The organism is Sphingomonas sp., from assembly GCF_024508665.1.
In the GTDB taxonomy this organism is placed as follows: Bacteria; Pseudomonadota; Alphaproteobacteria; order Sphingomonadales; family Sphingomonadaceae; genus Sphingomonas.
Genome location: NZ_JANINP010000007.1, coordinates 166,995 through 181,208, shown reverse-complemented (window position 1 = coordinate 181,208; position 14,214 = coordinate 166,995). Strand labels below are relative to the sequence as shown.

Here is a 14,214-nt window from a genome sequence, read left to right as displayed (position 1 = left end):
ACGCAAAAGGCGCCGCGCTAGTCTCCCGGAGGGACGTTCACCAATCTCCCGCAGCAGACATCCAGATCGCCACCGCCGCCGCCGCCGCGGTCTCGGCGCGAAGGATGCGGGGACCGAGGCCGACCCCTACCGCCTGGGGCAGGGCACGGATCGCTTCGCGCTCGGCGTCGTCGAAGCCGCCCTCCGGGCCTATCAGGATCGCGGCCGGGCCTTTACGCGCAGCCATCGCCTCGGCCGCCGGTACGCCCCCGGTCTCGTCGGCGAAGAACAGGACGCGATTGGCGGGCCAGTCGCGGAGCAAGGTGTCGAGCTTCACGGTCTCGGCCAACTCGGGCAGCGCCGTCCGATCGCATTGCTCGGCCGCCTCGATCATGTGCGTGCGCAGACGATCGAGCTTTGGCCGCTCCACTACTGATCGGCGCGTAACAACTGGCACGAGACGAGCGACGCCCAGTTCGCACGCCTTCTCGGCCATCCAGTCGATGCGCCCCTTCTTCAACGGTGCCGCACACAACCAGAGGTCGGGCACCGGTTCGCGATCGCGCAGATGATTGGTCACATCCAAGATGATATCGCGGCGATTGACTGTGTTCGCGACGCCAAGCCATTCGCCGGTGAGATCGTCGAATAGCTTGACCGGATCGCCGGGTTTCATCCGCATAACCGAGATCAGATAATGCGCCGCCGGCCCCTCAATGCGCAGGGGTCCGGGGGAAATCGCCCCTTCAATGAACAAGCGCGGCGTCGATCGCGGCGGCCAGGCGGGAGTTGCTGCCATGGCTGGCGGCTTAGCGAGTTCGTCTCTCGGGAGCTAGCGGCGCCACTCTTCTCCCCTCCCGCTTGCGGGAGGGGAATGTGCGGGATGCCTTAGATCAGGGCCTCGGCCTGCGCCGCATCATCCGCCAGCCGACCAGCAACGCCGCGATTCCGAATGCGCCGCCGATCAGTGCCAGCCCCGCCGCCTGGGCGATGCCCCAGAACAGGGTCTCTGCGAACCGGGCAATGGCGACGGAAAGATGGACCATGGATTGGTCCCTTAACGTGTTAAACGGCCTAGCGTATCCGTTTCCAATGCCGCGTCTGGCAGCCGAAGCCGAACAAGGTACAGCCGCTGGCGGTAATGCTGTCCGAATCGGTCAGTTCGATTCGCCCCGAAATCGTTTGGCCGAGCGCGGGAACGTATACCTTGCCCTTCCATTCGTTCGGGCCGGTCTGACGGAATTCGCGGAACACTTGCGTTCCGACCAAGGTCCGGCCGCGCGAGGCGATGTCCGCCTTGGTCTTGTCATCGGCCCAGATGACGGTACCGCACATCGCGTCGCCACAGCGGCCGGCGCGGACGTGCATCGTGTTGTTCATATTGGTCCAAGTGCCCGCCCAGGCCGCGCCGGCGCGCGCCGGATCGGGTTCGGGACCGGCTTGCGCAGACGCCGCAACAACGGTCAGCGTCAGCGCGGCGCAGGCCAGAAGTCGGGGCATGATCATCGACATCGCAAACTCCAAAACACACTCCCCCACCCCTTCCGCCTAGAAATAGATATTGTCCGTCTTGGGGCAAGGCGTGGCGCTGGTGCGGCAATTCGCAGGCGGCTAGTGAATGAGCGATGACTGCCGCACCCGAGTCCGAGATCGTCCCAGACACCCAGTACCGCGGGTTGGCGGGGCGGTTGCCGCCCTATCCGCGCGCGCTGGCGCTTCTGGCACGATTCGATCGGCCGATCGGTTGGCAATTGCTGTTCTGGCCCGGCGCCTGGGCGATCGCACTGGCGCATGGCGCGATCGATCGCTGGGATCTAATTCTGTGGATCGCGCTTGGCGCCATCGTCATGCGCGGCGCCGGCTGCGTCTATAACGACATCGTCGACCGCGACCTCGATCGCCAGGTCGAACGTACCCGGAGCCGCCCGCTCGCCTCAGGTGCTGTGTCGCTCAAGGCGGCGTGGATCTGGCTGATTTGCCTCTGCCTGATCGGCTTGGTCGTATTGCTCCAGCTCCACCGTTATGCCGCGGTCGTGGCGTTGGTCAGTCTGGGGCCGGTCGCTGCCTATCCGTTCATGAAACGGATCACCTGGTGGCCGCAGGCGTGGCTGGGCATCGTCTTTTCCTGGGCGGCGTTGGTTGGGTGGAGCGAGATCGCGGGGTCGCTGATGATGCCGGGGCCGTTGCTCTATCTGGGGTCGATCTTCTGGGTGATCGGCTATGACACGATCTACGCGCTTCAGGATATCGAGGACGATACGCTCGTCGGCGTCCGCTCCTCGGCGCGCGCCTTGGGCAGCCGGGTCAGGTCGGGGGTGGGCACTTTCTACGCGCTCGCGGTCGCCTGCTGGGCCCTGGCGTTATGGGAGTTGCGGCCCGACCCGCTGGTGCTCGTCGCGCTCGCCCCGGCGGCGTTGCATTTCGCCTGGCAAGTCGCGACCCTCGACCCCGCCGACGGCACTAACGCACTTCGCCGCTTTCGCGCCAACCGATTCGCCGGGCTGCTAGTGTTCCTCGCCTGCTTCGTGGTCGGCCAGACCAGCTATTGAGCGCATGACCGAAGTCGAAGAAATCCAGCGGTCCTTGTGCGCACGCTATGGCGTCGCACCAATGGTGCCGGAGGAAACGTTCAAGATTGGCGTCACGCGGGGTGCCTTAAACGGCGGGCGGCCGTTGAATGGGCTCCGCCATCCACCCGACGATGGCACCACAGGCTGGTTTGTCTGGTCGGGAACCGAGCTCTCCGAAGACCCGAATTTCTTCAAACCCTTCCACTTGTATCATCTGCACGAAATGTGTCCGGCAATACTGCCTTATCTCGCGCTGCCATCGGGCTGGCGCTTCCTAATCGCAGACGATCACGAGGACGTTTGGTTCGACGCCGCATTGCTGACGACTTAGTCCCAGTGACAGGAAGTCTGTTCCCTTTGACCCAGGGCTTCGCGCTTCCTAAGTGCCCGTCATGCTGACTCCCGACGCCGCGCGTGATCGCGCTCTCGATATCGTCACTCGCGCTCGCAAAGCCGGCGCCGATGCCGCCGACGCGGTGCTCGGCGCGTCGGCCAGCGTCGAGGTGTCGGTACGGCTGGGCGAACTCGAGGACGTCGGCCGTTCCGAAGAGGAGCAATTGGGTCTGCGCGTGTTCGTCGGGCAGCGTTCGGCCTCGGTCTCCACCTCCGATCTGTCGTCGGCCGCGATGGATGCGTTGGTCGAACGCGCGGTCGCGATGGCGCGCGAGGCGCCCGAGGACCAATGGGCCGGGCTCGCGCCCCAGGATCGCCTGATGACCGGACCGATCCCCGATCTCGACCTGCAGGATGCGGACGACCCGGCGCCGGCCACGCTCAAGCAGACCGCGCTCGCCGCGGAGGACGCCGCCCGCGCGGTGCCAGGGGTCACCAATAGCGAAGGCGGTGGCGCGTCGGCCTCGCGCGTCGCGTGGGCGCTCGCCACCAGCCACGGTTTCGCCGGCGCCTATGCCACGACCAGCCATTCGGTGTCGGCCAGCGTGTTGGCGGGCAGCGGCGGCGCGATGCAGCGCGATTACGGTCATCGCTCGGCACGGCACCGCCTGCACCTTCCCTCGCCCGAGGATATCGGCCGCGAGGCCGGCGAACGCGCGGTCGCCCGGCTCAACCCCGGCAAGGTCGCGAGCGGGCCGATGCCGGTGTTGTTCGATCCGCGCGTCGGCGCCTCGCTGATCGGTCACCTGACCGGCGCCATTTCGGGCGCGGCGATCGCGCGCGGCACCAGCTTCCTGCTCGGCAAATTGGGCGAGCAGATCTTCGCGAGCGGGATCGAGATCATCGACGATCCGCTTCGCCCGCATGGCCTGCGTTCGCGGCCCTTCGACGGCGAAGGCCTGGCGGTATCGGCGACCAGCCTGGTCCGCGACGGCGTTCTCACGACCTGGCTGCTCGATTCGGCCTCGGCGCGCCAGCTCGGGCTCGAGCCTACCGGCCATGCCGCCCGCGGCGGCGCCGGAGCACCGGGAGTCAGCACCACCAACACCTATCTCGCCCCGGGCAAGACCAGTCGCGACGACCTGATCGCCGGGGTGAAGCGCGGCGTCTATGTCACCGAGCTGATCGGTCAGGGCGTCAACGGCGTCACCGGCGATTACAGCCGCGGCGCGGCGGGCTTCCTGATCGAGGACGGCGTACTCACCAGGCCGGTCGACGAATTTACCATTGCCGGCAATCTGAAGGACATGTTCCTCCAGCTGACCGCCGCCGACGACCTCGAATTTCGGTATGCGACCAATGTCCCTACTCTCAGAATCGATGGAATGACGGTAGCGGGTGGCTGAACTGGTCGACGACATTGCGGCGATCGCTGCCGAAGCGGGAGCTTATGCGCTGGCGCGGTGGCGGACCGACTTCGCGCGCTGGGAAAAGGCGCCGGGCAACCCGGTCTGTCAGGTCGATCTCGACGTCAATTCCCTGCTTCGCGAGCGGCTGACCGCGCTCGCGCCCGATGCCGGCTGGTTGTCGGAGGAAACGGTCGACGATGCCGTGCGGCTCAACCATCGCCGCTGCTGGGTGGTCGATCCGATCGACGGCACGCGCGACTTCATTCGCGGACGCGAGGGCTGGGCAGTGTCGATCGCGTTGGTCGATGGCGAGCAGCCGGTGGCGGCGGTGCTCGATGCGCCGGCTTTGGGAGAAGTTTGGCGCGCCGAAGCTGGCAAGGGTACGACCCTCAACGGCGAGCCGACAATGCATAGCGGGCGGACGATCTTCACCGGCGCACGCACGCCGACCGATGTGCTGCCCAGCGTGGATGCGGACCTGGTCGCGGTCGCCAAGCCCAACTCGATCGCCCTGCGCATCGCGATGGTCGCCGCGGGTCAGGCCGATCTGCTGGCGACGATCCGCTGGGGCAATGAATGGGACATCGCCGCCGCGGTGCTGATCGCGCGCGAAGCGGGCTGCGCGGTCAGCGATGCGGTCGGACGCAAGCTGCGGTTCAACACGCCGCGTGCCGAAGCATTCGGCGTGCTGGCGACCGCGCCCGGCATCCACCTCGCGGCGATCGCGCGACTGCACGAACGTGCGGTGGCGGCGCTGGGCAAGCCGCGCTGAAGCTTTCTCGGCTCAGCTAGCGTGTAAGATCTGCGCCTTCCGGGCGAACCGTCCAATCAAACCGGAGCGAGTAGCCGGAAGATTTCAGCCTTCCAGCTGGCGGATCAAACTCCGCACCGCGCCGTCGATCTCGTTGTCGCTGCCGCGCAATTCCTCGATGCGGCGCACCGCATGGATCACCGTCGAATGATCGCGACCGCCGAACTTGCGGCCGATCTCCGGCAGGGAGCGCGTGGTCAGGCGCTTGGCGAGATACATCGCGATCTGGCGCGGGCGGGCGACCACCACGGCGCGGCGTGCCGAGACGAGGTCGACCGGCTTGAGGTCGTAATGCGCCGACACCGCGCGCTGGATCTCATCGATCGTGATTCGCTTGGTACCGCCGCGCAGCACGTCGCCGAGCGTCGCCTGGGCGAATTCCAGGTTGATCTCCTCGCCCGTCAACTGGGCATAGGCGACCAAGCGGTTGAGCGCGCCTTCGACTTCGCGCAGGCTGCCGGTGACCTTGTGCGCGAGCAATTCGAGCACGTCTTCCGGCACCTTCACCTCAGGCAGTTCGCCCAGGCGATGATCGAGCAACGCTCGGCGCAGAGTTGCGTCGGGCGTCTTGATGTCGGCGACCAGGCCCATCGCCAGCCGCGAGACGATCCGTGCCTCGACATCGTCAAGTCCCTGCGGATGGCGGTCGGCGGTGATGACCAGGCGCTTGCCGGCCGCTGTCAGCTCGTTGATCGTGTGGAAGAATTCGTCCTGGGTCGGCTTCTTGCCCGAGATGAAGTGCAGATCGTCGATCATCAGCAGATCGGCGCCGCGCAGCCGGGTCTTGAAGGCATGCGTATCGTTGGCGCGAATCGCCGCGACGAATTCGAACATGAAGCGTTCGGCCGACATCAGGAACACGCGCGCGTCGGGAACCGCCGCGAGATAGGCGTGGCCAATCGCGTGCATCAGATGCGTCTTGCCGAGCCCGGTTCCCGAATGGAGGAACAACGGGCTGAACCGCGGCGCGCCCGGTTCGGCCAATGCCTTGGCGGCGTTGAAGGCGACGCGATTGGACGGATCGACCACGAAGCGCTCGAACGTCAGGCGCGGATCAAGCGTAGGACGTTCGGCGGCTTCGATAGGAGCGGCAGGCGATTCGGCGGGCTGCTCGCTGGCGATACGCAACACCGCCGGCGCGGACGCCTGACGCACTTCGATCGACACGGTGCGAATCGACGGAATCGCGGCGCGGAATTCCTGGACCAGCCGGTCCTGATAATGGTTGCGGACCCAATTGGCGGTGAACGCCGACGGCAGGGTCAGGCGAACGGTCGTCTCATCCTCGCTGTCGTCGAGTTCGATCGGCTTGAGCCATTGCTCGAACAAACGCGCACCAGCCGATTCCCTCAGGTTTTTACGGATTCTCGCCCAGGCATTGAGAACTTCCCCGGGCACAACACCGTCCTTTGCCAACGAAACCGCCACCCGCAACAACCCCTTCTTCACCAGCCAACGCCCCCGCGACCGGCCCTTTTTTTCAGACAGACGACTCCCCCAGCCGGAAACGCATCCGCCTGAACGCGAGAACTGCTATGATTCGGCGAGCACCTGACCGGCGCTGCGAAGGCCGATTATGAAGCTCGAACGCCTCTGATCAAGCCCGACGATGACAGAAATATTAAAATAAAAACGTTGACTCGCCCTTACCCGCAGAAATCCGGGATTCTCTAAATAACCCACTGAATCCGGGTAAATTTCACGTGACGTTTCTGTGAAACATTTGCGAATCGCTAGGTTTTCCCATGGTTACGAGATTCGTTCGAATATCGGGTATGGATCTCGCTGCAGAGCAGCATGGCGGGAGGCCCGGACAGCAAAAAGCCCGCCGGTGAATTTCTCACCGACGGGCGCCATCCCCGCTACCAAAACGGGTAATTTTAGAGCGAGGCGAGTCGCTTGGTCAGGCGCGAGAATTTGCGGCTCGCGGTGTTCTTGTGGAGCACGCCCTTGGCGACGCCACGCTGCAGTTCGGGCTGCACGGCGGCCAGCGCAACGGTGGCGGCTTCCTTGTCGCCGGCGGCCAGCGCCGATTCGACCTTCTTGACGAACGTACGGATACGGCCAACGCGGTTGCCGTTGATTTCCGCGCGACGCTCGTTGCGACGGATACGCTTCTTCGCTTGCGGCGTGTTCGCCATGAAAGTCCTCTGAATTTCGCAAAAAATGGGACGGCCACAGCCAAGAGCCGCGCCCGGAAGCGGTGGCCCTTAGCGAGCGATCGAGATTCGGTCAACCGCGTTGAGGGATTCTCGATCCACGCGAAGCCGGAGACGCTAAGTCTGACAGGCTGGACACCAGAAGGTCGAACGGCCGCCCTCGACATAGCGCTGCACGGTGCCGCCGCAGCCACACGGCTCGCCCTCGCGGCCATAGACGGCGAATTGCTTGGAGAAATAGCCGAGCTCGCCGTCGGGTCGAGCGAAGTCGCGCAGGCTCGATCCGCCCGCCGCGATCGCCGAATCGAGCACAACGTGCACTTCGCGCACCAGTCGTTCGAGCCGCGCGACGCTGATCCGTCCTGCTTCGCGCTTCGGCGAGATGCGCGCGGCATAGAGCGCTTCGCACACATAGATGTTGCCCAGTCCCGCGACGATCCGCTGGTCGAGCAGCATCTGCTTGATCGACGCGAACCGGGTCTTGAGCGCGGCCTTGAGATAAGGCGCGGTGAAATCCGGGCCGAGCGGCTCGGGGCCCAGCGCCTTGAACGCGGGGAAGTCCGCAAGGCCTTCGGTCGGCACCAGATCGACCGAGCCGAATCGCCGCGGGTCGTTGAGCACGACGCGGCGCCGCGCCTCGGTATCGATCACCAGATGGTCGTGCGCGAGCAATTCGTGAGGATCGACTCGCCAGCGCCCCGACATGCCAAGATGGAAGATCATCGTGTCGCCGCGATCGGTATCGATCAGCCCGTATTTGGCGCGCCGGCCGAGCCCGGTGACGGTCGCTCCGGTCATGCGCTGCGCGAGATCGGGCGGGAACGGCCGCCTAAGGTCGCCGCGACGCGTGACGACGCGCGTCAGCCGCTGCCCCTTGAGGACGGGCTCGAGGCCGCGAACGGTCGTTTCGACTTCTGGAAGTTCAGGCACGTTACTCAGCTAGGTTGGGTTTGCCCCCGCCACAAGCGCCCGCTAGAGCCGCGCGCATGACCGATACAGTCTCCTTCGGCTACGAAGATGTCAGCCCCGAGGAAAAGACCCGCCGCGTGGGCGGCGTCTTCGCCAGCGTCGCCGGCAAATATGACGTGATGAACGACGCCATGTCGGGCGGGCTCCATCGCGTTTGGAAGGACGTGTTCGTCCGCCGCGTGAAACCGCGTGCGGGCGAAGCGATCCTCGACATGGCAGGCGGCACCGGCGACATCGCATTCCGGATGGAAAAGTCCGGCGCGGCGATCACCGTCGCCGATATCAACCCGGCGATGCTCGAGGTCGGGATCGAGCGCGCCGCCAAGCGCGGCATCGACGGCCTGGTGTGGAGCGAGGCCAATGCCGAGACGCTGCAATGGCCCGACCGCTTCTTCGACGCTTACACGATCGCCTTCGGCATCAGGAACGTCACCGATATCCCCAAGGCGTTGCGCGAGGCCCATCGCGTGCTCAAGCGCGGCGGCCGCTTCTTCTGCCTGGAATTCTCGACCACCCTGTGGCCGGGTTTCGACGACATCTATGACGCCTATTCGCACCATGTCGTGCCCAAGGTCGGCCAGGCGATCGCCGGCGATGCCGAAAGCTATCGCTATCTGATCGAGTCGATCCGCCGCTTTCCGAACATGGAGCGGTTCAAGGAAATGATCGGCGAGGCGGGATTCGTCCAGACCAAGGTCGAACCGATGCTCGGCGGGCTGGTCGCGATCCATAGCGGCTGGAAGATTTGATGGGGGGCATCGATAAAGCCCCTCCCCTTCAGGGGAGGGGTTGGGGTGGGGCCTATCCGCAGGCGAGCGGCTTGCCGCGCTGCCCCACCCCCAACCCTTCCCCTGAAGGGGAGGGGCTTAGATAATGACCGCCCCCGCCATCCATCTCTGGCGCCTCCTCAAATGGGGCCGGATCCTCGCGCGCCACGGAGCGCTCAAGGGGATCGAGCGCGACCCAAACACGCCCGCGCGCGTCCGTCGGCTGGTCAGGATCGCGCGGTTCGGGGCAAGGGTGCCCAAGGTTCCGCGCTATGCCGACGCTTTCCAGGCGATCGGCCCCGCCGCAATCAAGCTCGGCCAGACGCTGGCCACCCGTCCCGATCTGGTCGGAGAGGAAGCGGCGCACGATTTGATGCGCTTGCAGGACGCATTGCCGCCACTGCCGTATCCGACGATCAAGGCCGCCGTCGAACGCGGTCTGGGCCGTCCGGTCGAGGAGGTGTTCGCCTCGATCGATGAAGTACCGGTCGGCGCCGCCTCGATCGCCCAGGTGCATCGCGCCGTCACGCCGGATGGGCGCCAGGTCGCGGTCAAGGTGCTGCGGCCCGGCGTCGAGGACGATTTCGCGCGCGCGATCGACACCTATCAATGGGCCGCGGCGCAAGCCGAGGCGCTGGGCGGAGAACTCGCGAGGTTGCGGCCGCGCCTGGTGATCGAGACGTTCAAGCGCTGGACCTTGCGCGAACTCGATTTGCGGCGCGAGGCGGCCTCCGCATCCGAACTCGCCGAATCGATGCGCGCCGAGCCCGATTACCAGGTCCCGGCGATCGACTGGCAGCGGACCACCGGCAGCGTGCTGACGCTCGAATGGATCGACGGGATCAAGCTGACCAACCGCGAGGCACTGATCGCCGCCGGGCACGATCCCAGCCGGCTCGCGTCGATCCTGGTCAACGCTTTCCTGCGCCAGGCGATTTCGGAAGGCTTCTTCCACGCCGACATGCATCAGGGGAATCTCTTCGCGACTCCCCAGGGGCACATCGCGGCGATCGATTTCGGCATCATGGGGCGGATCGACCGGCGCGCGCGCGTCTGGCTGGCGGAAATCCTCTACGGGCTGATCACCGGCAATTATCAGCGCGTCGCGGAAATCCATTTCGAGGCGGGATACGTGCCCCCGCATCACAATGTCGCCGAATTCGCCACGGCCTTGCGCGCGGTCGGCGAGCCGATGCGCGGACTGCCGGTCAAGGACATGTCGGTCGGCATGATGCTCGACGGGTTGTTCCGCATCACCCGCGACTTCGATATGCAGACCCAGCCGCATCTGCTGCTGCTGCAGAAGACCATGGTGATGGTCGAAGGCGTCGCCACCAGCCTCGATCCCGAGATCAACATGTGGGACACTGCGGCGCCGTTCATCCGCGAATGGATCCGGACCGAGCTGGGTCCCGAGGCGGCAATCGGCGATCGGTTGATCACCGATCTGCGCACGCTGATGCGTCTGCCCGAGCTCATTCGCAACATAGAGGCGCGCTTCCCGTCGCCCGGCGGCGCGCCGCCTGCGCCGCCGCTGCGCGAGATCGAGGTCGTACGTCTGGGCGGCGGCTGGCGCTATGTCGCGGTCGCCGTGCTGAGCGCCGCGATCTCGGTCGCGGCGACGTGGTGGTTCTTGCGGTGAGCGAGTGCCTCTATCAAAAGCCCCTCCCCTTCAGGGAAGGGGTTGGGGTGGGGCCGCGCGGCAGGCGGTTTCTCTGCGAGGCATCCCCCACCCCCAACCTCTCCCCTGAAGGGGAGGGGCGATGAGCGGGACGCTGTGGCTGGCCGAACCTTCGCGCTTCGCCGGCCTGTCGAAAGGCAAGGCGCGGCTCGCGCTCGTCGGGCTGGTCCTGCTGCTCCTCGCGACGCTGAGCGCGCTCACCGTGCCGGGCCCGCCGGCGGTCAGCGGCGATTCGGCCAAGCGCGGCGACGATCAGGCCGATATCGTCCTCTACGAAGCGATCGTCGACGGCGTCCGTCATGGCGGCAATTATTACGAGGTCGCCGCGCAGGAATTGCGGCGGGGCGATTATCCGCTGCGCCCCTTTGTCACCTTCCGCCTGCCGACGCTGGCCATGGTCCAGGCGCTCATGCCGCATTGGGCGGTAGTCGGCCTGCTCTGGGCGCTCGCCGCCGGTGTCATGGTGGCGTGGTTCAATCGTCTGCGCCCCACTTTCGCGCGGCCGCCGCCCTTGTTCATCGCGATGGTTCTGCTCGCGGGCGGCATGGGCGCGTTCATCCAGGCTGACCTCGCGGCCTTTCATGAGGTCTGGGCCGGGCTGCTGATCGCGCTCAGCCTGGCGGTGCGCCGCCCCGGCCATTGGGTCGCCGCCGCGGGGATCGGCGCAATCGCTCTTTTGGTTCGCGAAACCAGCGCGCTCTATGTCGGAATCATGCTGGTGCTCGCCTGGCTCGAAGGCGATCGGCGCGAAGCACTGGGATGGGCCGGCGGGCTCGTTCTGCTGGCGGTCGCCGTCGCCGCGCATGCTCACGCCGTCGCGCAGGTCGTGACCCCGGTCGACCCCGCCTCGCCCGGCTGGGCCGGCATGCTCGGCTTCGGTTTCTTCGTCGAGGCACTGACCTTGTCGACCGCACTCCGCCTCGCGCCGATGTGGATCGCGGCATTGCTGATGGGGCTCACCTTGTTCGGCTGGGCAGCGTGGCGCGACCTTACCGGCATCCGCGCATTGGCGACCTTCACCGCTTATGCCGCGTTGATCGGCCTGTTCGGGCGGGTCGACACCTTCTATTGGGGGCTGATGGTGGCGCCCGCGATCCTGATCGGCCTGGCCTTCGCGCCTGACGGGGTGAAGGACCTGATCACGGCCGCTTTCCCCAAGCGTCGCAAGATTACGGTCACGAGGCTCACCCCATGAAGCGCATCCTGTTGATCGTCGGCGGCGGCATCGCGGCCTACAAGGCTTGCGAGCTGATCCGCCTGGCGAAGAAGGCCGGGATCGGCGTCAAATGCGTGCTGACCGACGGTGGCGCGCATTTCGTCACCGCGATGACGCTCGCCGCTTTGTCCGAGGAACAAGTCTATACCACCTTGTGGGACCTCAAGGACGAGACCGAGATGGGGCATATCCAGCTGAGCCGCGAGGCCGATCTGATCGTCGTCGCGCCGGCGACCGCCGACCTTATGGCAAAGATGGCCGCAGGGATCGCGGATGATCTAGCGACGACATTGCTGCTGGCGACCGACAAGAAGGTGCTCGCCGCGCCCGCGATGAATGTGCGGATGTGGACGCATCCCGCGACCAGGCGCAACGTCGCGACTCTGCGGGAGGATGGCATAACGGTGATGGAGCCGGACGAAGGCGCGATGGCCTGCGGGGAATATGGGCCGGGGCGCCTGCCAGAACCGCCGGCGATATTGGCGGCGATCCTGGAGAAATTGGCAGGGTGATTCCCTCTCCACCCTCACCCTTCCCACCGCCTCCGGCGGCGGGCCCCTTCCCTCTCCCGTTGGGAGAGGGAGGGAGCGGCGAAGCCGCGGAAGGGTGAGGGTCGATAGGTGCTCGCCGGCCGCCACATCATCGTCACTGCCGGCCCGACCCATGAGCCGATCGACCCGGTGCGCTACATTGCCAACCGTTCGTCGGGAAAACAGGGATTCGCCATCGCCGGCGCGCTGGCGGCGCTCGGCGCCCGGGTGACCTTGGTCGCGGGTCCGGTAACCCTGCCTACACCGCCGGGTGTGGACCGCGTCGACGTCGAGACCGCACTCGAAATGGCGGCTGCGGTCAATGCCGCCCTCCCCGCCGATGCCGCCGTGATGGTTGCCGCCGTGGCGGATTGGCGGGTCGACGCATCCGCGCAGAAGATCAAGAAAGGCGCGAACGGCCCGCCTGTTCTCCACCTGGTCGAAAACCCCGACATCCTCGCGACGCTTGCCCGCGACCCTCGCCGCCCGCGCCTGGTCGTCGGCTTTGCCGCCGAGACCGAGCATGTGATCGACCATGCCCGCGCCAAGCTGGCCAGGAAAGGCGTCGATTGGATCGTCGCCAATGACGTGTCGGGTGACGTGATGGGCGGCGACACCAACAGCGTCCATATCGTCTCGGCCGAGGGTGTTGAGAGCTGGGAAAGATTGCCCAAGCGCGACGTCGCCGCCCGCCTCGCCAATCGAATTGCCGCCGCGCTCGCTTAAAGCGCCAACGCCATGAACACCGTACCCGGCGGCGTGGGTGCGTAATAGGCCTCGATCCGCTCGAACCCGAGTCCTTCGTACAAGGCGATCGCGCTCGTCATCGACGGCAAGGTGTCGAGCCGGAGCTCGCGATACCCCCGATCGCGCGCCGCCGCGATGACCGCTTCCGCCAGCGCGCGGCCGAGTCCCATACCCCGGGCTTCGGGGAGCAGAAACAGCCGCTTCATCTCGCAGGTCGTATTGTCGAGCGGCCGCAGCGCGATACAACCGAGCGGCGCCCCGGCCGGGTCGCGAGCCAGCAGCAGCGCCCCCTCCGGCCCGGCATATTTGCCCGGCAACCCCGCCAGTTCGACCGCGAAATCCTGATAACCGAGATCGACCGGTAGGGAGGCGGCATAGCCCTGAAACAAGTCCGAAACCGCCCGCAAGTCCTCTGCGGTGGTGGCGATGTCTATCTGGAAGCGCCCGGTCATGACCTCATTGTGGCGTCAGCCGCGCAATGCTTGCAACTCCCCTTCCCCCGCCACCCTGGGCGCTCCTACAACGCGGTTCGCAACCTCGATTCGGCCGCTCCGGATCGAGACGACCGTCGCAAAGGTGCCCTGACCAGATGACCGCCCCCATTCGTATCGCCGTCAAGCGCCTGCCCCATGGCGAGGGCCTGCCGCTGCCGGTTTATGCCACTGCCGGCGCCGCCGGGATGGACGTGGTTGCGGCCGAATCCCTGACGCTGGCCCCGGGCGCCCGCCACGCGGTCGCGACCGGCCTCGCGATCGCCATCCCCGAAGGCTATGAGGTTCAGGTCCGTCCGCGGTCGGGCCTGGCGCTCAAACATGGTGTGACTTGCCTCAACACCCCCGGCACGATCGACCATGACTATCGCGGCGAAGTGAAAGTGATCCTCGCCAATCTGGGCGATCAGCCGTTCGATATCGGCCGTGGCGACCGGATCGCCCAACTCGTTCCGGCCCCGGTTCAACGCGCGACGCTGGACGAAGTGGCCGACCTGGACGACACTGATCGAGGTAGTGGCGGTTTCGGCTCTACTGGTCGATAATCGGCGA

Annotated in this window: 15 protein-coding genes and 1 pseudogene; 9 read left to right on the top strand and 7 right to left on the bottom strand. The window is 66.1% G+C overall.

Features of this window, described 5'->3' with window-relative positions:
* Positions 1-37: 37 nt before the first annotated feature.
* From Q0L25_RS15965 to Q0L25_RS15955, 3 genes are all read right to left on the bottom strand, one after another.
* Positions 38-778: a 16S rRNA (uracil(1498)-N(3))-methyltransferase gene (locus tag Q0L25_RS15965; protein WP_296616006.1), complete on the bottom strand. Its 741-nt coding sequence runs from the start codon at positions 776-778 to the stop codon at positions 38-40.
* A 94-nt stretch (positions 779-872) separates the two neighbouring features.
* The gene (locus tag Q0L25_RS15960) at positions 873-1,025 is read right to left on the bottom strand and encodes a hypothetical protein (RefSeq protein WP_296616004.1); all 153 of its coding nucleotides are present in this window, start codon (positions 1,023-1,025) and stop codon (positions 873-875) included.
* Positions 1,026-1,053: 28 nt separating this feature from the next.
* The gene (locus Q0L25_RS15955; RefSeq protein WP_296616003.1) at positions 1,054-1,479 is read right to left on the bottom strand and encodes a DUF2147 domain-containing protein; all 426 of its coding nucleotides are present in this window, start codon (positions 1,477-1,479) and stop codon (positions 1,054-1,056) included.
* Between the two features lie 125 nt (positions 1,480-1,604).
* On the opposite strand from Q0L25_RS15955, the gene ubiA reads away from it, so the two are divergent.
* From ubiA to Q0L25_RS15935, 4 genes are all read left to right on the top strand, one after another.
* A complete protein-coding gene (gene ubiA, locus Q0L25_RS15950; protein WP_296616002.1) occupies positions 1,605-2,528 on the top strand; it encodes a 4-hydroxybenzoate octaprenyltransferase in 924 nt (307 codons plus the stop codon).
* A 4-nt stretch (positions 2,529-2,532) separates the two neighbouring features.
* Positions 2,533-2,880 carry a hypothetical protein gene (locus Q0L25_RS15945; RefSeq protein ID WP_296616000.1) on the top strand — a complete coding sequence of 116 codons (348 nt, stop codon included), beginning with the start codon at positions 2,533-2,535 and terminating at the stop codon, positions 2,878-2,880.
* A 61-nt stretch (positions 2,881-2,941) separates the two neighbouring features.
* Entirely contained in the window at positions 2,942-4,288 is a 1,347-nt protein-coding gene (locus Q0L25_RS15940; RefSeq protein WP_296615999.1) for a TldD/PmbA family protein, read from the top strand.
* On the top strand, positions 4,281-5,063 hold the full coding sequence (locus Q0L25_RS15935) for a 3'(2'),5'-bisphosphate nucleotidase CysQ (protein ID WP_296615996.1): 783 nt from the start codon (positions 4,281-4,283) through the stop codon (positions 5,061-5,063). The genes Q0L25_RS15940 and Q0L25_RS15935 overlap by 8 nt, the downstream gene beginning before the upstream one ends.
* Positions 5,064-5,147: 84 nt before the next feature.
* On the opposite strand, the gene dnaA is transcribed toward Q0L25_RS15935, so the two are convergent.
* The 3 genes from dnaA to mutM all read right to left on the bottom strand — a co-directional run bounded on the left by dnaA (position 5,148) and on the right by mutM (position 8,191).
* Positions 5,148-6,500, bottom strand: a complete 1,353-nt coding sequence (dnaA, locus tag Q0L25_RS15930; RefSeq protein ID WP_296615995.1) for a chromosomal replication initiator protein DnaA — start codon at positions 6,498-6,500, stop codon at positions 5,148-5,150.
* Between the two features lie 482 nt (positions 6,501-6,982).
* On the bottom strand, positions 6,983-7,243 hold the full coding sequence (gene rpsT / locus Q0L25_RS15925) for a 30S ribosomal protein S20 (protein WP_296615992.1): 261 nt from the start codon (positions 7,241-7,243) through the stop codon (positions 6,983-6,985).
* Positions 7,244-7,378: 135 nt separating this feature from the next.
* Entirely contained in the window at positions 7,379-8,191 is an 813-nt protein-coding gene (gene mutM, locus Q0L25_RS15920; protein ID WP_296615990.1) for a bifunctional DNA-formamidopyrimidine glycosylase/DNA-(apurinic or apyrimidinic site) lyase, read from the bottom strand.
* 56 nt (positions 8,192-8,247) lie between these two features.
* Here mutM and Q0L25_RS15915 point away from each other — a divergent pair, with 56 nt between their 5' ends.
* The 4 genes and pseudogenes from Q0L25_RS15915 to Q0L25_RS15900 all read left to right on the top strand — a co-directional run bounded on the left by Q0L25_RS15915 (position 8,248) and on the right by Q0L25_RS15900 (position 13,150).
* Positions 8,248-8,979: a class I SAM-dependent methyltransferase gene (locus tag Q0L25_RS15915; protein ID WP_296615988.1), complete on the top strand. Its 732-nt coding sequence runs from the start codon at positions 8,248-8,250 to the stop codon at positions 8,977-8,979.
* A gap of 124 nt (positions 8,980-9,103) precedes the next feature.
* Positions 9,104-10,639, top strand: a complete 1,536-nt coding sequence (gene ubiB, locus Q0L25_RS15910) for a 2-polyprenylphenol 6-hydroxylase (protein ID WP_296615986.1) — start codon at positions 9,104-9,106, stop codon at positions 10,637-10,639.
* A gap of 121 nt (positions 10,640-10,760) precedes the next feature.
* Positions 10,761-11,873, top strand: a complete 1,113-nt coding sequence (locus tag Q0L25_RS15905) for a hypothetical protein (protein ID WP_296615984.1) — start codon at positions 10,761-10,763, stop codon at positions 11,871-11,873.
* Positions 11,870-13,150, top strand: a pseudogene (locus Q0L25_RS15900) (bifunctional phosphopantothenoylcysteine decarboxylase/phosphopantothenate synthase). Before Q0L25_RS15905 ends, Q0L25_RS15900 begins: the two are co-directional and overlap by 4 nt.
* Here Q0L25_RS15900 and Q0L25_RS15895 read toward each other — a convergent pair.
* Positions 13,147-13,623 (bottom strand): GNAT family N-acetyltransferase, encoded by a 477-nt coding sequence (locus Q0L25_RS15895; protein ID WP_296615982.1) that lies wholly within the window; start codon positions 13,621-13,623, stop codon positions 13,147-13,149. The pseudogene Q0L25_RS15900 and the gene Q0L25_RS15895 overlap by 4 nt on opposite strands.
* A gap of 137 nt (positions 13,624-13,760) precedes the next feature.
* Between Q0L25_RS15895 and dut the strand changes: the two genes are divergently transcribed.
* Complete coding sequence (gene dut / locus Q0L25_RS15890; RefSeq protein ID WP_296615980.1) at positions 13,761-14,207, top strand: dUTP diphosphatase; 447 nt, start codon at positions 13,761-13,763, stop codon at positions 14,205-14,207.
* Positions 14,208-14,214 lie beyond the last annotated feature (7 nt).